Source organism: Parasphingorhabdus sp., assembly GCF_039982415.1.
Taxonomy (GTDB): domain Bacteria; phylum Pseudomonadota; class Alphaproteobacteria; order Sphingomonadales; family Sphingomonadaceae; genus Parasphingorhabdus.
The window spans coordinates 59125-75314 of sequence record NZ_JBDWYL010000005.1 but is presented as its reverse complement, the minus strand read 5'-3'; the positions used below and the strand labels follow the sequence as shown (position 1 = coordinate 75314).

16 protein-coding genes and 1 tRNA gene are annotated in these 16190 nt (G+C 52.1%); 9 read left to right on the top strand and 8 right to left on the bottom strand.

The features are described from left to right. The first annotated feature begins 3 nt into the window (after positions 1 to 3). From argB to ABJU74_RS05240, 5 genes are all read left to right on the top strand, one after another. Positions 4 to 933, top strand: a complete 930-nt coding sequence (argB, locus tag ABJU74_RS05260) for an acetylglutamate kinase (protein WP_348383109.1) — start codon at positions 4 to 6, stop codon at positions 931 to 933. 108 nt (positions 934 to 1041) lie between these two features. Then, on the top strand, positions 1042 to 1344 hold the full coding sequence (locus tag ABJU74_RS05255) for a YggT family protein (protein ID WP_348383108.1): 303 nt from the start codon (positions 1042 to 1044) through the stop codon (positions 1342 to 1344). Positions 1345 to 1354: 10 nt separating this feature from the next. Then, positions 1355 to 2257, top strand: a complete 903-nt coding sequence (gene folD, locus ABJU74_RS05250; protein WP_348383107.1) for a bifunctional methylenetetrahydrofolate dehydrogenase/methenyltetrahydrofolate cyclohydrolase FolD — start codon at positions 1355 to 1357, stop codon at positions 2255 to 2257. A gap of 3 nt (positions 2258 to 2260) precedes the next feature. Then, positions 2261 to 2980: a hypothetical protein gene (locus ABJU74_RS05245; protein WP_348383106.1), complete on the top strand. Its 720-nt coding sequence runs from the start codon at positions 2261 to 2263 to the stop codon at positions 2978 to 2980. Then, positions 2977 to 3597, top strand: coding sequence for a MarC family protein (locus ABJU74_RS05240; RefSeq protein WP_348383105.1), 621 nt, complete (start codon positions 2977 to 2979; stop codon positions 3595 to 3597). The genes ABJU74_RS05245 and ABJU74_RS05240 overlap by 4 nt, the downstream gene beginning before the upstream one ends. On the opposite strand, the gene ABJU74_RS05235 is transcribed toward ABJU74_RS05240, so the two are convergent. Genes ABJU74_RS05235 through ABJU74_RS05225 form a run of 3 tightly spaced genes read right to left on the bottom strand, consistent with a single transcriptional unit; the run spans position 3592 to position 5308 of the window. Further along, positions 3592 to 3777: a Trm112 family protein gene (locus ABJU74_RS05235; RefSeq protein ID WP_348383104.1), complete on the bottom strand. Its 186-nt coding sequence runs from the start codon at positions 3775 to 3777 to the stop codon at positions 3592 to 3594. The genes ABJU74_RS05240 and ABJU74_RS05235 overlap by 6 nt on opposite strands. Beyond that, complete coding sequence (locus ABJU74_RS05230) at positions 3774 to 4394, bottom strand: LON peptidase substrate-binding domain-containing protein (protein ID WP_348383103.1); 621 nt, start codon at positions 4392 to 4394, stop codon at positions 3774 to 3776. The genes ABJU74_RS05235 and ABJU74_RS05230 overlap by 4 nt, the downstream gene beginning before the upstream one ends. Positions 4395 to 4396: 2 nt before the next feature. Continuing rightward, the gene (locus tag ABJU74_RS05225) at positions 4397 to 5308 is read right to left on the bottom strand and encodes a tetratricopeptide repeat protein (RefSeq protein WP_348383102.1); all 912 of its coding nucleotides are present in this window, start codon (positions 5306 to 5308) and stop codon (positions 4397 to 4399) included. A gap of 254 nt (positions 5309 to 5562) precedes the next feature. Between ABJU74_RS05225 and ABJU74_RS05220 the strand changes: the two genes are divergently transcribed. Together ABJU74_RS05220 and ABJU74_RS05215 are read left to right on the top strand one after the other, a co-directional pair. Continuing rightward, positions 5563 to 5637 (top strand) — tRNA-Gly (locus tag ABJU74_RS05220). A 156-nt stretch (positions 5638 to 5793) separates the two neighbouring features. Next, positions 5794 to 6474, top strand: coding sequence for a crotonase/enoyl-CoA hydratase family protein (locus tag ABJU74_RS05215; RefSeq protein WP_348383101.1), 681 nt, complete (start codon positions 5794 to 5796; stop codon positions 6472 to 6474). Between the two features lie 71 nt (positions 6475 to 6545). Here the strand turns inward: ABJU74_RS05215 and ABJU74_RS05210 are convergent, their stop codons facing one another. The 3 genes from ABJU74_RS05210 to ABJU74_RS05200 form a co-directional block, all read right to left on the bottom strand. After that, positions 6546 to 7097 (bottom strand): DUF4199 domain-containing protein, encoded by a 552-nt coding sequence (locus ABJU74_RS05210; RefSeq protein WP_348383100.1) that lies wholly within the window; start codon positions 7095 to 7097, stop codon positions 6546 to 6548. A 93-nt stretch (positions 7098 to 7190) separates the two neighbouring features. Next, positions 7191 to 7616, bottom strand: a complete 426-nt coding sequence (locus tag ABJU74_RS05205) for a LuxR C-terminal-related transcriptional regulator (RefSeq protein ID WP_348383099.1) — start codon at positions 7614 to 7616, stop codon at positions 7191 to 7193. 33 nt (positions 7617 to 7649) lie between these two features. Next, complete coding sequence (locus ABJU74_RS05200) at positions 7650 to 8690, bottom strand: alcohol dehydrogenase catalytic domain-containing protein (protein ID WP_348383098.1); 1041 nt, start codon at positions 8688 to 8690, stop codon at positions 7650 to 7652. Between the two features lie 142 nt (positions 8691 to 8832). Between ABJU74_RS05200 and ABJU74_RS05195 the strand changes: the two genes are divergently transcribed. Continuing rightward, positions 8833 to 9711, top strand: coding sequence for a LysR family transcriptional regulator (locus ABJU74_RS05195; protein ID WP_348383097.1), 879 nt, complete (start codon positions 8833 to 8835; stop codon positions 9709 to 9711). Here ABJU74_RS05195 and ABJU74_RS05190 read toward each other — a convergent pair. Together ABJU74_RS05190 and ABJU74_RS05185 are read right to left on the bottom strand one after the other, a co-directional pair. Further along, positions 9708 to 12359, bottom strand: a complete 2652-nt coding sequence (locus ABJU74_RS05190) for a DUF2339 domain-containing protein (protein WP_348383096.1) — start codon at positions 12357 to 12359, stop codon at positions 9708 to 9710. The genes ABJU74_RS05195 and ABJU74_RS05190 overlap by 4 nt on opposite strands. After that, complete coding sequence (locus ABJU74_RS05185) at positions 12360 to 14315, bottom strand: prolyl oligopeptidase family serine peptidase (protein WP_348383095.1); 1956 nt, start codon at positions 14313 to 14315, stop codon at positions 12360 to 12362. Positions 14316 to 14386: 71 nt separating this feature from the next. On the opposite strand from ABJU74_RS05185, the gene pabB reads away from it, so the two are divergent. Next, positions 14387 to 16180 (top strand): aminodeoxychorismate synthase component I, encoded by a 1794-nt coding sequence (pabB, locus tag ABJU74_RS05180; protein WP_348383094.1) that lies wholly within the window; start codon positions 14387 to 14389, stop codon positions 16178 to 16180. Positions 16181 to 16190 lie beyond the last annotated feature (10 nt).

Sequence of the window (16190 nt, the reverse complement as noted above, 5' to 3'; positions counted from 1 at the left end):
AGCATGACCGATCAATCCACCACTCATGCCCCTGATCCGGCGATGCTCGCCAAAGCGGAAACGCTCACAGAGGCTTTGCCCTATCTTCAGCGTTATGCTGGGAAAACTTTTGTCGTCAAATATGGCGGCCACGCCATGGGTGATCCGACATTGGCCCGCAATTTTGCCGAAGATGTTGTATTGCTCAAGGCGGTCGGCATTAATCCGGTCGTCGTTCACGGCGGCGGCCCGCAAATTGGGGCCATGCTAGAACGGGTTGGCGTGGAAAGTGAATTTGTCGATGGCTTGCGGGTGACCACCAAAGAAACCGCTGAAATTGCCGAAATGGTTTTGTCAGGAGCGATTAACAAGGAATTGGTCAGCTGGATCGAGCGAGCCGGCGGCAGCGCCATCGGTATTTCCGGTAAAGATGGGGGCTTTGTTAAAGCCGCCAAATTGCGCCGGACAGCCCGCGATCCGGACAGTAATATTGAACGCATTATTGATCTTGGTTTTGTCGGCGAGCCTAAGCATGTTGATCGCAGTGTGGTAGATACGATTTCGACGGCGGGGATGATTCCGGTCATTGCCCCTATAGGTGTCGGGCAAGATGGCCACACCTATAATATCAACGCCGACACCATGGCTGGCGCAGTCGCCGCTGCGTTGCGCGCGTCTCGCCTGTTCTTGCTGACAGATGTCGCCGGTGTGCTCGACAAAAAAGGGGAATTGCTGACTGACCTTAGCCCCACAGAAATCCGGCAATTGCAAGGCGATGGAACCATTTCAGGCGGCATGATTCCGAAGTTGGAAACCTGCGTGGATGCGGTGATCAAAGGGGTTGATGCAGCGGTGGTTTTGGATGGCCGCGTGCCTCATGCCATGTTGCTGGAAATATTCACCAGCAAAGGCGCGGGGACGTTGATTCGCGATGATTTTGAAACGGTTGATTAATAGTCTAACTGTATTATATTATTGATACAGTAAATTTTGGCATAGATTGCTTGGCATTGCATGCCACTATCGTTTAATGGCCATCAATAGACGAAAAGGTTTTCATCCATGTTTTTTGCCTTATTTCAAATTATCGCCATTTTGCTTAATGTTGCGATCACAGTCATCATTGTTCAGGCGATCATGAGCTGGTTGCTCGCATTTAATGTGATCAATCTGCAAAATGACATTGCGCGGGCAATTTGGACGACATTGGATGCGCTGACGGCTCCAATTTATCGGCCGGTGCGAAAAATCATGCCTGATTTCGGTTCTATCGATCTCACACCTATGGTCGTGATTATCGGCATCATAATTTTGCAAGATGCCATTTTGCCGCCTCTGCGCGCGACCCTTATTCCTCTGTTATGAGAATTCCTACATGACCGATGGCGGGGCAAAAATTATCGATGGCAAAGCCTTCGCTGCAAGATTGCGAGAGCGGGTCAAAAATGCCGTCCCCACATTTCGAAAGGAAGCTGGCCGTGCGCCTGGGCTAGCCGTGGTTTTGGTTGGCGATGATCCAGCCAGCCAAGTCTATGTCGCATCCAAACATAAGGCGACTATTGCCGCTTCTATGGAAAGCTTTGAACATCGCTTGCCGGATGATACGGCCCAAGCCGAATTGATAGCACTCATCCAAACACTCAATGCTGATGATGCCGTGGACGGTATATTGGTGCAATTGCCTTTACCCGGTCATCTTGACGAAAAAGCCGTGGTCATGGCGATTGACCCGGACAAGGATGTTGATGGTCTGCATATTATCAATGCGGGCCGTCTGGCAAATGGTGAAGACGCGCTCACCCCATGTACACCGCTTGGCAGCCTGATGCTGCTCAAAGATCAATTGGGGGATTTGTCGGGCCTCAACGCGGTGGTCGTCGGGCGTTCTATCTTGGTCGGCAAACCCATGGCGCAGCTGCTGCTCGCTGAAAATTGCACGGTTACAATGGCCCATAGCCGCACGCGTGACTTGCCTGATGTGGTTCGCCGGGCCGATATTGTGGTCGCAGCCGTGGGGCGCGCGGAAATGGTCAAAGGCGATTGGCTGAAAGAGGGCGCGGTGGTGATTGATGTTGGTATCAATCGGCTCGCTCCCGAAGCGGGCAAGGAAAAAGGCCGCTTGGTCGGCGATGTCGCCACGGCGGAAGCAATGGATCATGTGCGGGCGATCACGCCTGTTCCGGGAGGGGTTGGGCCGATGACGATTGCTGTGCTATTGCGCAATACGCTGGTCGCCGCATCCGCGCGTGCAGGCCTTGCTAAGCCTGAAGGACTTTAATCCATGAAACAGCTATTTGCGGCAACGGGCATCGCTCTTCTATTGGCTAGTTGTGCGAGCAATGGGCGATCCACGGATCGCGAACGGTTTGTGCGCGCGGCGGGTAAACCGGTTGCTAATCCCAGTGATATTGTGAAGGCCGAATTGGCTTTTGCGCGGCTAGCCCGAGAAAAAGGCCAATGGACGGCCTTTCGCGAAACCGCGGCACCTGATGCTATCATGTTCACCCCTGAAATTGTTAGCGCTCCGGTTTGGTTGAAAGGCAAAACCGATCCCACCAAAGCTGTCGAATGGCAGACCCACAAGGTGTTCATGTCCTGCGATGGCAATATGGGCGTCGCCACGGGCGCTTGGCAAGGCACTGAAGGCGGCAATGGCTATTTCACGACCATCTGGCAAAAACAAGATGCGCAGAAGCGCCGTTTGCGGGGTCAAGATGTCGAATGGAAATGGATTTTTGATCATGGTGCGTCTGTTGACAAGCCGTTGGCGGAGCCAGATTTTGTCAACACGCGTGTGGCCAGTTGTGCCAAATCCACTCCGACCCCGATCGCCGCAGCACCATCTGGCGACAATAATAAGTCTGGTTTTTCAACAGATCGCACGCTTTTCTGGAGCGCAGAAAGCTCAGCAGATAAATCCCGTTCCTTGTTGGTAAGGCTATGGAATGGCGAACAATGGGAAGATGTTGTTTTTGACGATATCGCTGCGCCTTCTTCATGACTGAGCTTTTCGTATCGGCATTGATCACGTTTTTCGTGGCCATCGATCCTCCTGGATGCGCGGCCATTTATGCCAGCATGACCACCGATGCCAGTCCAGCGCAACGCCGCGCTATGGCGTTTCGCGCCATTTTTGTGGCAACGATTATATTGCTAATTTTCGGGTTTTTTGGGGAAGCCTTGCTCGATGCCATGGGGGTGACGCTGGACAGTTTCCGCATTGCAGGCGGGATTATGCTGTTCATCATTGCGATTGAAATGGTGTTCGAGAAGCGGACGGAGCGCCGCGAAGGGCGCGCGCAGGAAATTATCGACACGCCCGAAATTGAAGATGTCTCGATATTTCCGATGGCAATGCCCATGATTGCGGGTCCCGGATCAATCGCGGCACTTATGCTTTTCATTGGGCGCAGCGATGGATGGAATGAACAGCTTGTCGTGTTGGCGGCGATGGGCGTTATTTTACTCGTCATGCTAATTTCGATGATTGCTGCGGGGCCGCTGATGAAAATCATGGGGCAAAAAGTCGAAACAGTTATCACCCGAGTATTAGGCGTTATCTTGGCTGCGCTGGCGATCCAATTTGTCGTCGATGGCATCAAAGCCAGCTTTCTATAATTTTCTCGCTTTTTCGATCAATAGAACCGGAACGCCCAATTTTATTGGGTAAGCCAAACCCGCAGCTGCGCTGATCAATTCTTGCGCCTTGGCGTCATATTCCAGTGATGTTCGGGTTATCGGGCATACCAAAAAAGCGAGCCATTCAGGGGAAAATCCAGGGGCTGGCTGATTGCTCATTGCAGGGTGACGCGGCCTTCATCGCCATCCTGCCGGCCAAAAAATTCGAGCAGCTGGATGATCAGTTCGGCGCGATTGGCAAGACCATCGACTTCAAGCAGAGCCTGTTTCGATGCCGCATCAAAGGGCGCTATTTGAGCGATGCCATTGACAAATGATGTGTCATCCAGCCGTCCAATACTGTCCCAATCGACTTGATAGCCCTGCAAATCTGCAAATTTGCGTGACTCTATCTCAAGGGCAGCCCGTTCCGCACTGGCCAAAATTTCATCTTCTTCGCTATTATCTTCAATTTCCGCGCGAACTTGGCGAAAGGCCGTTGACGCGTCAATTTCTTCAATGACACGAAATCGTGAAAGCCCTTCAAGAACGATGTTGAACCGGCCATCATCCATGGCTTCTATATCCACAATTTTTCCAACGCATCCGATATCAAATAATTGCGGGACATCGCCCTCTTCTTTCGGTTGGATCATGCCGATTTGTCTGTCACGTGCCATAGCGTCGTTGATCAGCGCGCGATAGCGCTCCTCAAAAATGTGGAGCGGCAAATGCATGCCGGGAAACAAAAGAGCGCCGGTCAGCGGAAAAATCGAGATGCGTTTGGTTTCGGTCATATCTATCCAAATAAGATGGCGGAAAGCTTGCGCCGCGTTGCCGCCACCCATTCATCTTCCAAGCCAACCACCTCAAAAAGGGATAGCAATTTCGCGCGCGCGGCCCCATCATTCCAATCTTTGTCCGCTGCGATAATTGCCAATAAATGGGCGGCGGCCTTATCATGATCGCCTGACGCAATCATCGCGCTGGCCAAATCGAAGCGCGCCTGATGATTGCCAGGATCGGCTGATACAGACGCTTCCAACGCTTGGGTTTCGCTATTGTCGGGGCGATCTTTTGCCAGCGTAAGCGCCGCTTTTGCGCGTTCTATTGCCGGGTCTTTCGCCATGGCTTCCGAAACGCCTGTCAGCGCGGCTTCTGCTTCGGGGAGATGATCGGCCAGCACCAGTGCACGGATGAGTCCACCGGCCGCTTCGGCATTATCAGGGGCCATTTCGGCAATTTGTGCGAATATGCCCGCCGCCCGTTCTCCGTCACCTTGGCCTAGAACCTCCTCGCCCATTGCAAGCAAGGGTTCAATATCCTGCTGCGGTTCTTCTCCGGCTTCTCCGATCGGCAATTGGGCCAATAGCTGATCGAGAATTTGACTCAGCTGGCTTTCGGTGCGGGCGGATGTGAGGTCAGCAACGGGCTTGCCCTGGAAAATCGCGTAGACGGTAGGGATCGATTGAACCTGAAATTGCGATGCGATAAATTTATTTTCATCAACATTGACCTTAGCCAGCATCACACCTTTGTCGGCATAGCTTGCCGCCACTTTCTCCAGAACCGGAGTGAGCGCCTTGCATGGTCCACACCATTCTGCCCAGAAATCGAGAATCACCAATTTGTTCATGCTGGGTGCAACGACGGCCTGTTGAAATTCCTCAACCGCCTTTTGTTCGTCCACCGTTAAACCTGCTGTCGCCAATTGTTGCTCCTGTATTTTCTATTCCGAGTCTCCGCCTCTCATAGAGCCTTGTGCGGTATTTGTCGGAAATTCGTGTCTAATTTTCTTATTTATGCGTGCTTTATGTGGGGTCAGACCCGGCAAAGCCAAGCATATTTTTACTTTTCATCGCTATGGATTGAAAAATGGGGCTTGCCGGGTTGTATAACCCATGCTAACCGCGCGCCTCAACTGCTGATGACGACGTTTATAACCCAATGTCTCAGCAACGCCGAGCGGGCGTAGCTCAGGGGTAGAGCACAACCTTGCCAAGGTTGGGGTCGAGAGTTCGAATCTCTTCGCCCGCTCCAGTTTTTTCAAAATTTCCAACAAAAAATGCCGTTACGGCAAGGCTGCGTCGCGCCATCATCGTTGCGGAATGGCAGAAAAGTGGGTGATTTAAGAGTTGACGGTCATGCTTTGGGTGATTTAATCGAGTGATTAAATTCAATATTGAGGATTTTATCATGAGCATTACCGTCGATATTCAATCTGACGTGGCTTTGATCACCATGGACGATGGCAAGGCCAATGCGGTCAATTTTGATTTAATGGCGGCGCTTAATGATACGCTTGATCAGGCCGAATCTGATGCCAAGGCGATTGTTCTGGCCGGTCGCGAAGGGCGTTTTTCGGGCGGGTTTGACTTGAAAGCCATGGCGAATTTCAAGCCTGATGACGCAGCCGTTTTGCTGGATAGGGCCAGTGAATTATTGCTGCGTCTTTATGGCGGCCCATTGCCGGTGGTGGGGGCCTGTACCGGCCATGCCATTGCGATGGGAACCTTTTTGCTTCTCGCCTGTGACACACGTATAGGCGCGGATGGTGATTTTAAACTGGGTGCCAATGAATCCGCAACCGGAATGACTTTGCCGGTCTTCGCTTTGGAATTGGCCCGCGATCGCTTAAGCCCCCGGCATTTGACCCGGGCGATGATCCAGGCCTTTATCTATAACCCCAAAGGGGCAGTGGATGCTGGCTATCTTGATATGCTCAGCGCCCCTGAAAAAGTGGTTGAGCAATCCTTGGCGATTGCTGGACAGCTGACGGCCTTGTCAACGCGGGCTTATGCTTATCAGAAAACCGCTTTGCGCAAACCGACCTTGGATGCAATCCGCGCGAGCATTGGCAATCATCCCAACCTATGATTGGCAAGCCGCCCGCCCGTGCGGGCCAATGTGCCAGCAGAAGACCGTCTAGCTGTCCCTCGTGACTGGCCTTATCCCTTGGCTGGAAAGAGCTTGGGATTGCGTAGCAAGGTGGCTGAGAGCAGAGCGATGATGAAGCCGACGGGGAATATTTCAACAAAGGTCATCGGCAAACGGATATATGGTTTGGCATAGTTACTCTCCATCTCGTCCATGTCTGCAATCAGATTTTGCAATTCTGCCCCGCTCAACCCTTCGGCGGTTCGCGCTTCAATAATCCCGGCGGCATATTGTCCGATGAAAGCATAGTTGGTATTGTATAAATAGAGTTCCCAAACACAAACATAGACCAGCGCTGCGATTGCGGCGATTGCCAAGCCAAAGCCGAAAGCAGGGAAAAATTTGACCACACCGCCCAATTGCGTATCGCGATAGCGCTTCACCCCCACGAAGATCATCGAAAGAGCAACGAGCATTAAAAGATAGCCGAAATATTCGGAGGCGAAGAAGCCCTGACCGTCGCTCGCCAACAGGCCGAAGATCATCGTACTGATGATGATAGCGCCAGAAATCAGTCCGTATATAAGTGCAATTTTTAGCGACGATTTTGTGAATATAGCCATGATTACCTCCCTGTTTACAGCCTCTTAGTGCCGTAAAACACGTCCTCAGGATATCACCCTTATGGGTGATTGAGGCAAATTCAGTCAAATGGGTTAGGGAATGAGCTGCAAGGATTTGGCTTTTTCGATCGCGCGCACCCTTCGATCGACGGACAATTTGTCAAACAGACGGGCGACATGTGTTTTGATTGTATTGGGTGAAATGCCGAGCGTTCGCGCTATTTCTTTGTTCGATTGCCCTTGCGCCAAAGCCTCAAGAACTTCCAGTTCGCGATTCGAAATGCCCAATGATTTTATGGCCGGATGGTTGCGTTCAAAGGGTTGGGCGGGGGCTTGGACGGTCAAGCGATGACCAACCCAAATGCCCAATGTGACAAAGATCAGGGCGAGAATGATAATATAAATTTCGACCGATATGTTTTTGAGAAAGAATTTATATTCCAGCCATTGCAGGGCAAACGCCGTTAGCGCCAACCCCGACGCATATAAGAAAATGGTACGATAGGCCTTGCTTGTCATCCGCGGCGATGATCACGGATGACACTGGCAAGGTCAATCCCTTTCAAACACGATTTTTATGTCGCTTTCCATCATAGCATCCGCGGCTTGTGAAAAAGGTACCGAACGGGTGATCACTTTATCGGGCATCAGGGTTCCGCACTGGGCACAGTCGAGCAGATGATCAATTTCCGCCCGCGCGTGGACGCGTCCCAGCGTATAGGTAATTCCTTTCATATACATGGAGCGCAGCGGGATATTGGCGCGGGTACTTGTTCCTGCGGAAACACCGCTACATATTCCGCAAGGCTGTGTTGAGCGTATCGCAAAGGTCAAGGCATCGGGTAATCCGGCGGCTTCGACAACAATTGGAAATTCTTCTTCCGCTCTGAGGTCAGGCCCATATTGTGTGTGGATCGCTTCTGCACCCAAGGCCTTTGCTTTGGCCAACCGACCCGCATCAAAATCGCGATATATGATGCGGCCAGCGCCCAAGGCGCGCGCGGCCTGAATGGCAAATAAGCCAACGCTTTGTGCCAGCCCGCCAAGGATTAATATATCCGCCCCGGGCCGCTGGGCTAGGGGGTCTGCAACGGTGCGGTAGCCATCTGCAGCATTGTCGGAAATGGCTGCCGCTCCGGGCAAAGACACCGTATCGGGAATTTTCACCAACATTGCTTCGGCAAAAGGCACATTGATCAAGTCACTTAAACCGCCGCCCCATAGTCTTTCCCCAGTGGGTGCAAAACCATATGCGGAGAAGGGCGCGACGGTGGTACAGGCATTGGTCCAGCCTCGCCGGCAATTGTCACAGGTTCCGCAATTTATCTGAAACGGAACAATCACGCGATCACCGGGCGCAAAGCGGGTGACGCCATCACCAGTTTCTACGACTTCTCCTGCAATTTCATGGCCAAAGGCAAAAGGCCCCTGGATCGGATAGCTGCCTGTGGCCATGTATAAATCCAGATCGCAGCGCGTGACCGCCAATGGCCGGACGATGGCTTCTCCGGGTGAGCCGATAGCCGGCGCCGCCACTTCCTGCCATTCCAACTGCTGGGGCTTTATGAAGGTCAGTTGTTGCATCGTTGTCATGATCCGCATCCTCGGTTGCAAGGGGTGGTTGTGCAGTCGAACCGCACGGTATCGAGGAATATTGGCTATTTTCAATTGACTCGGCTATTTCAAATTTGAATATTTATTGTGCATAATTGAAAATTAGAATGCGAGAGATGAAATGGCTATTGATTGGGATACGGTGCGGTGCTTTCTCGAAGTGGCCAATAAAGGATCTCTATCTGCAGCGGCACTATCATTGCGAATGTCTAATGCAACCTTGGGACGTAAAATTGATGCCTTGGAAGCGGGTACGGGTTTGCAATTGCTCGAGCGCGGACCGAGCGGCGTTCGTTTAACAGCAGAAGGGAAAGAAATAGAAGAGCGGGCGCAAAAAGGTGGAGATCATCTCTACCAATTGGAGCGCCTGGCATTTTCGCTCAAAGCTGACCGCAGCGCGTTGCCTATTCGTGTGTCCGCAACCGAAACCACTGTTTCCGCCGTGCTTGCTCCCCAATTGCCGCGGCTTTGGAAAAACCATCCCCAGATCATGGTCGATCTGGTGATGTCGACAGAATTGGCCGACTTGAACCGCAGAGAAGCCGACATAGCCATTCGGTTGGCGCGTCCGAAAAACGAGGGTCTTATTGCTCGCCGCTTGCCGGTAATCACCGCTGGCCTATATGCATCTGCTGATTATCTTGGCGGACGTGATCCCCGTCGATTGGATTTGCAGGCGGAAAAACTTGCGGGTCTCGACGAAAAATATGGTCAAATTCCCGAAGTGGTCTGGGCCACACGCCATGATCTACAACAAGCGTTATCGGTGCAGTCGAGCAGTATTTATGCGCTACTGGAAATTGCAAAATCTTCGGCGGCTATCGCCATGCTTCCAGATTTTTTGGCACGGCGACATGACTTAATCCCGATAGCCGCTCCTCCGATTCCGGTGCGCAAACCATGGATTGTGTTTCACCGGGACAATCGGACCAATCCCGAAGTCAAAGCGGTACGAGAATGGATTGTCCAATCCTGTCGGCAGTATTTTACCGACAGCTAATCTTCCGGCAACGCTTCGTCTGATCGCATGATTTTTCCGTACATCCAACCAATGCCGATTAGAGCGATGCCGAGCCCGAGGAAGGATAAAATCCGCAGCAAGCCTTCCAGCTGGGCCGCATCGATGAGGAAAACCTTGAAGGTGACTAACGTCAGCAACAGCAAACCAGCAATGCGCAGCAAGGAATTGCTGGTTTGAATGCCCCGGGCCAGCCACGCAATTGCAAGCACCAATAGACCCGCGCTGTACAAATATGTCTCCGTGGAGCTAAAGGGCGGCGTCGCAATATCCGAGCCATGGACCGCTTGCCGAACGGTAACCATCACCACAAGAATAGCCGCCAGCAAACTGGCTATTTCCAGCGGTCGCACGGCTTTCGGCAATAAGTCTCCCAATGCCCGGGTTCTGGCAAAGAGCCATAGCCATAGCATTGCGATAGCAAAATGGATTGTTCCCAAATTGGCGATTGGCGCTGGACCCAAAGCTTGCTTAACAGCCGTTGGACTCAGCAGGAAAATATCAAAATAAACAAACCGGAACAGCGCCAGCCCAGCACATGCAAAGCCAAGAGAACGCAGTGAAACGTCTAATTTCCCATTCCAGGATTGCCGCAAAAGCAACCAGCCGGACAAAGCCAGTGCTTGCGTAAATATGGCCCGCTCCGCAAATCCATAGGCGACAAAATCCTCGATCGGTCCAAGAGCCAACGGCTGTTTTGCCAAGAGATAGATAAACCCGCCCACGGCGGTGCAACCAGATATCGCAACAATTCTCGACCCTATTTTATTCATTTCTTCTCGGAAGAAAAAGGCAATGGCGACAATGGCTAAGGCCGGCAGCAGTAACTCAACAGCGGACCGACGGACCTCTGGGAAATAAGGGAAGAGATCGGTTTCTCCAATCAGGGATTCGAACAATCCCTCGATCAACCCAGCGGATTTGGCCAGCATGAGCACACTAGCCACGGCAATGGCCGAAACGGATTGGACGATTATGGCCCGGCTAGTTGTGAACCGCGCCCATATCGCCAGAAGCGCCGCAATTGCGGTTGCAACCAGTGCCGCAAAAATGTCCGGCGTCCATGTCCATAAGCTAATCGCGACTAGGATGGCAGAGAGACCGCTGGCAAAGGCGAGAGGAAGAATTTTATCAAATACGCGGGTGCGCCAAGCCATTATGGCTGTTGTAATGGCGGTGGCCAGACATATTACGGCCCAATGATTTTCGGTCCAATCTAAGTCACCAAAGACGAACGTCACCAACAAGAGGCTTACCGGCGCAAGCACGCCGATGAGCGACCATATCCAACCGTCTTTGCTGCGCGCGGCAAAGATATGCCCGGCCGCGGTAAAAATCAGGGTCAATGCGAGAGTGGCAAAAAGCTGCAGCCGATCCGCGCCATGATCGCTATAGGCGCTGGCAATCAACCCGACCGACAATAGCAATGTTCCCGCAACAGCGGGTGTAAGATTGGCATTGCGCCATGCCAAGGTGATGGCAAAGACGGCCAACGTACCGAAGAAGAACCAACTTAACATCGAAAATTCGATGAGCGGCGCTAAGGTTATGAGTTGCAGCAATCCAACCGCCAGCGGAATGACTTGCAATATCGACTGAGGGATACCGAAGCTGGTTCCGGTTCTCGAGAGCGTCAGCACGCCGCCAATGGCAAGCAACACGATAAAGGCCCCAACAAACGGTATGTCCTCACCAATATCCAGGAATAATAGAGCTGTTGTCCATAAAACACTGCCGCCAGTGGCCAAAAGTGCAAGCCACGCCCAGCCGCGATGAATGGCTAGTCCAAATAATCCGGCCGTAAATATTCCGAGATAAATAAGCAACGGCGCCACCGATTCCGGCCCGAGGCCTGCAACATAGGGAGCAGCGAAACCACCCAATAAGCCCATTATCGCGGTCGGAGGACCATGACGTTGGGACAATAAAAAGGCTAAAAGCGTTACGCCAACCAGACCAGCGAGTGCCGGATAAAGGCCGAGTAGCCCGTAAAGCTCGCTCGCCATGTAAAGCGTGGCATATAGCACCGCGATGCCAGCGCCGGCGATACTATGACCGATGCGCAGATCATCGGTAAATATCTTACCAAATTTTGGAATTTTAAAGCCAAATTCACTCAATCCGATGAGCAAAAGGCCAAAAAATGCGGCGGTGATGCAGCGGGCAACTGGCCCAAAAAGGCCTGCTTCAATCGAAAAGCGTACAAGGAAGAATCCGGCAAATATGAGCGCAATGCCGCCAATCCAAATCGGCAATTTGCCACCGATAAGATCTTCAAAGCGTTTGGCGATACTCGGTTTAGGTGCTCGGGGTTGTTCGGTTTTGGCAACGCTTTCCTTTGGTTTTGTTTTTGGCTCATAGACCCGCCGCGATGGTTCGGCCGCTGGTTCCGCAATGCGTTTGGGTTTCGCGGCAGATTTGGCCGCTTGTTTAACTGGCGAAGCCGCTGCGGGATCAGGCATAGCGGGGCTTACCGGATCCGCAGGTGATGCCGTTTGTACCGGTGCCAGTCCAGCGCTGTTCTGATTTTCGAGATTTTCTATCCGCAAACGTAAAGCTTTGATGGTACTGCGGGCATCAAGAACCAGCACAAACAGGATAACTGCTCCCATGAAGACCAGTATTTCCATTCACTTATCCCCGTTTAGCAGATATTTTTGCCAGAATAGCAGAGATGCCCAGAACTGATAGTCCGCATTGGCTTTTTTGCGAAAGCCATGGCCTTCGTTTTTAGCGAGCAAATGCCAAGCTGGCCGTTTATTCGCGCGGACAGCTGCGACAATCTGATCGGCTTCACTGGCTGGCACGCGGGGATCATTCAGCCCGGTGACGACCATCAAAGGGGTGTTGATTGAATCGGCCCGCCGCAACGGGCTAATTTCCTCTAGCTTCGCTCTTTGTTTGGGAACCCGTTCATCGCCATATTCGAAGCGGCGCAAATTGCGCCGATAGGGCTGGGTGTTTTCCAGGAAGGTGACAAAATTAGATATACCGACTGATTCCAGACCCGCTCTCAATTGACGACCATAGCGCAGCATGGATGCCAGCGTCATATAGCCACCATAGCTTCCCCCGGTGACGGCAATGCGGCTCTTGTCGATCCGAAAGTCCCGGCGCAAGTGGAACAAAAACGCGCCAATATCTTTGACACTATCTTCCCGGCGAAAGGGTCCGTTATCGAGCGCCAGGAACCGTTTCCCAAATCCGGTTGACCCGCGGACATTGGGATAAAAAATGGCGATGCCCAGTTCGTTGATCAGATAATTGTTGCGGCCCAGGAAGCGCGGTTTGGCCTGGCCTTCCGGGCCACCATGGATATTGATGATCAATGGCCGCTTGCCGGGATGTTTTTGCGGATCGGGCCGATAGAGAAAGCCGGACATTTTTTCGGCATCAAAGCTATGAATTTCGACAAGTTCCGGCATGACATTGTCACTGGCATCCAGCCCGCCTGTTTCGCTTTGGGTCCAGCGCGTAATCTTCAAATTTTCCGGGGTTATACTGTAACTGTCGCTTCCCGCTTGGTTGGTATTTAGCGTGAATCCTAACGCGCCCCAAGGCGAGAATTTTAAACCGCTAATCACACCCGGCGCCAATGCGCTGACGGTGCGGATTTTTTTGCTTTTCATATCGTAAATTTTTAATACAGACTGTCCGGCTTGATTGACATGATAGGCAATCCAGCGGCCGTCTTTGCTGATATCGAAATCCGATATGTCCCAATATCTTTCACTGATAATTGGATTAAATTCGGACGTTTGTTGATCAACAGTACCGAGCCGCTGGACATCACTGCCATCATCTGAGGCAGCCCAAAGCGCGCCGTCCGGGGCGAACTGCAGGCCATTATAGGTAACCGGGTTGTTGCTGTTCGTCAGCTTGCGGGCTGTCCCATTGGCTATATCGATCAGATAAAGCTGATTGTCGGTCACCGAAACATAGTTGAAAACCAGCAGATATTTGTCATCCGGTGAAAAATCTATCGGGAACCAGCCACCACCATTGGAAGCAATGAGCATGACTTCGCTATCCGGCTTAGCGGGATTGATCAGATAAATATCATTATATAGCCCGGTGCGTTTGTTCGATCCAAAAGCCAACATATTCATATTATTGGCCCACGGCCCCAGGCTGTGACGACTTTTCCCATCGGTCAGCATTTTGGGGACGCCGTCTTGCATCGCAAAAATCTGATTGACCTCATTGCCGCCAATATCTTTTTGAAACACCAAAATAGATCCGTCTGGCGCATAGCTGGCACCGCGTGCGGGCTCTTCGCCAAAGGTAATTTGCTCGCGCGTTCGGCCTGGGGATGCAACGCGGTGAAGCTGACTGGTATCAGCAAAACGGGTGCGTACCAGCATTGCCTTGGTCTTGGGATCCCAATCAACAAATCCGGCGGTGCGAAATTCCATATAAGGCCGAGTCTGTTCAACAATCGATACAGGAATATCCGGTATTTGATCGGCGACCAAAGCCGCAGGCTTGGTGATAAATTCTTCTCTATTTTGGGCGATGGCAGGCGCAAGAAGAGCCGCGAATTGCAAGGACGCTGCGACACATGCGACCGAAAATGTGATGCGCATCCGGCACCTTTCCCCGTTGAGTTTCTTTATGCTTATGGACGAACGGCATAAAAAGCAATTAGGGGAGGTTTATGGCATTTTATGATAAACCTTTCATATTGCTCGATGATGCAAGAGCGGATGGCGATGCCGTGCCGGCTCGTCTCTATCGCAATCCGGTAGAAATTATCGTCGCCGAAGATTCTAAATCGCTCGACATTGCCATGGAAAAAATTGCGCAGGCCGAGCAACGCGGCCTGCATGTTGCCGGCTATATGAGTTATGAAGCCGGCCTGACTTGGGAAAGTCGATTGCAGCCGCATTTGCCAGAGCGGCTTGCTTGCCCGCTCGCATGGTTCGGATTGTTTGAAGACTATAATGTGCTGGCGCCCGAGGCAGTGGTTGAGCATCTGCCTGATCGCACCGGAAGCTGGTTGGGTGCTTTGCAACCTGGCGTGACGCGAGAGGAATATGATCGCGCATTTGCCGAGGTGCAAAACTATATTTTGGCCGGGGATATCTATCAGGCCAATTTGACCTTTCGGGCTTATGCGCGCTTTGCCGGTCACCCTTTGGCGCTTTACGCCGCAATGCGAGATCGCGCCAAGGCCGGCTATGGCGGCGTCGTGTTTGACGGCAAAAACTGGATGCTTTCATTTTCTCCGGAATTGTTTTTTGCACTAAAAGACGGCCGGGTCACTGCAAAGCCAATGAAAGGCACAGCCGCTCGCGATCGCGATGAAAAGCGTGATGCTATCGTCCGAAGAAATCTCCAGACGGATTCCAAGCAACGGGCTGAAAATCTGATGATTGTCGATCTCTTGCGCAATGATCTCTCGCGCATCGCGCGGCCAGGTACTGTCGATGTCCCGGAATTGTTTCACATTGAAAGCTATCCGACAATCCATCAAATGACTTCGACAGTTACCGGCGCCCTGGCTGATGGCAAAAAGGCAGCTGATGTCATTCGGTCCATCTATCCCTGCGGCTCAATTACCGGTGCACCAAAAATTCGGGCGATGGAGGTAATTGAAGAGTTAGAAAGCGGCCAGCGCGGTATTTATTGTGGCTCGATTGGCCGGATCGATGCCAATGGAGATGCTGCGTTCAATGTCGCCATTCGGACATTCTTTCTCAGCGCTGATCAAGAAACGCTTTCCATCGGCCTTGGCTCTGGCATAGTGGCAGACTCAGTCGGGGGCGATGAATGGCGAGAATGTCTCGCTAAAGGGAGATTTGCGGTTGTGCGCAATGGGGTGAAAAAGGATTCTGATGACCATGGGGCGATCGACCTGATTGAAACCATGTCTTTTGACCCTGAACATGGAATTGTCCGATTGGAACTTCACTTGGAACGGATGAAAGCCAGTGCCGCGGCTTTGGAATTTGAATTTGATCGGCACGCCGCCCGCAATACTATTCAGGCCATTACATTTCATCAGGATAAGCCGGCCAAGGTTCGATTGATGTTATCGCGTTCCGGTGCCATCGCAATCGAATTGCAACCCTTGCCACAGCCGCTCGATGAGCCGGTGCCAGTTCAACTCGTGCCAATGACGGCGAATGCGCAGGATTACCGCTTGCACCACAAGACAAGTGATCGCAGCATCTATGCCGCGCCGGACATTGACAATGCTTCACATCCGATTTTTTATGATGCCGGCGGCTATCTGACCGAAGGCGCGATCTGGAATATATTTGTTGAACGGAATGGCAAGCTGTTGACGCCCCCGCTGTCACGAGGCCTGCTACCTGGAGTTTTGCGCCGCGAATTACTGGAAAGCGGTAAGGCGATGGAGGCGGATTTGCAGGCCGAAGATTTAAATGGCGGTTTCTATGTTGGAAACAGTTCGCGCGGCCTGTTGAGAGCGAAATTGGATTCATAATAGTTTATGC

What these genes read in the sequence shown, in the direction of transcription:
- folD (WP_348383107.1), top strand. Translation starts at nt 1,355, where the DNA reads ATGACCGATGGCGGGGCAAAAATTATCGATGGCAAAGCCTTCGCTGCA.
- ABJU74_RS05195 (WP_348383097.1), top strand. Translation starts at nt 8,833, where the DNA reads ATGGCTATTGATTGGGATACGGTGCGGTGCTTTCTCGAAGTGGCCAAT.
- ABJU74_RS05240 (WP_348383105.1), top strand. Translation starts at nt 2,977, where the DNA reads ATGACTGAGCTTTTCGTATCGGCATTGATCACGTTTTTCGTGGCCATC.
- ABJU74_RS05190 (WP_348383096.1), bottom strand. Translation starts at nt 12,359, where the DNA reads ATGGAAATACTGGTCTTCATGGGAGCAGTTATCCTGTTTGTGCTGGTT.
- ABJU74_RS05205 (WP_348383099.1), bottom strand. Translation starts at nt 7,616, where the DNA reads ATGACAAGCAAGGCCTATCGTACCATTTTCTTATATGCGTCGGGGTTG.
- ABJU74_RS05245 (WP_348383106.1), top strand. Translation starts at nt 2,261, where the DNA reads ATGAAACAGCTATTTGCGGCAACGGGCATCGCTCTTCTATTGGCTAGT.
- ABJU74_RS05185 (WP_348383095.1), bottom strand. Translation starts at nt 14,315, where the DNA reads ATGCGCATCACATTTTCGGTCGCATGTGTCGCAGCGTCCTTGCAATTC.
- ABJU74_RS05230 (WP_348383103.1), bottom strand. Translation starts at nt 4,394, where the DNA reads ATGACCGAAACCAAACGCATCTCGATTTTTCCGCTGACCGGCGCTCTT.
- ABJU74_RS05255 (WP_348383108.1), top strand. Translation starts at nt 1,042, where the DNA reads ATGTTTTTTGCCTTATTTCAAATTATCGCCATTTTGCTTAATGTTGCG.
- argB (WP_348383109.1), top strand. Translation starts at nt 4, where the DNA reads ATGACCGATCAATCCACCACTCATGCCCCTGATCCGGCGATGCTCGCC.
- ABJU74_RS05215 (WP_348383101.1), top strand. Translation starts at nt 5,794, where the DNA reads ATGAGCATTACCGTCGATATTCAATCTGACGTGGCTTTGATCACCATG.
- ABJU74_RS05200 (WP_348383098.1), bottom strand. Translation starts at nt 8,690, where the DNA reads ATGACAACGATGCAACAACTGACCTTCATAAAGCCCCAGCAGTTGGAA.
- ABJU74_RS05210 (WP_348383100.1), bottom strand. Translation starts at nt 7,097, where the DNA reads ATGGCTATATTCACAAAATCGTCGCTAAAAATTGCACTTATATACGGA.
- pabB (WP_348383094.1), top strand. Translation starts at nt 14,387, where the DNA reads ATGGCATTTTATGATAAACCTTTCATATTGCTCGATGATGCAAGAGCG.
- ABJU74_RS05235 (WP_348383104.1), bottom strand. Translation starts at nt 3,777, where the DNA reads ATGAGCAATCAGCCAGCCCCTGGATTTTCCCCTGAATGGCTCGCTTTT.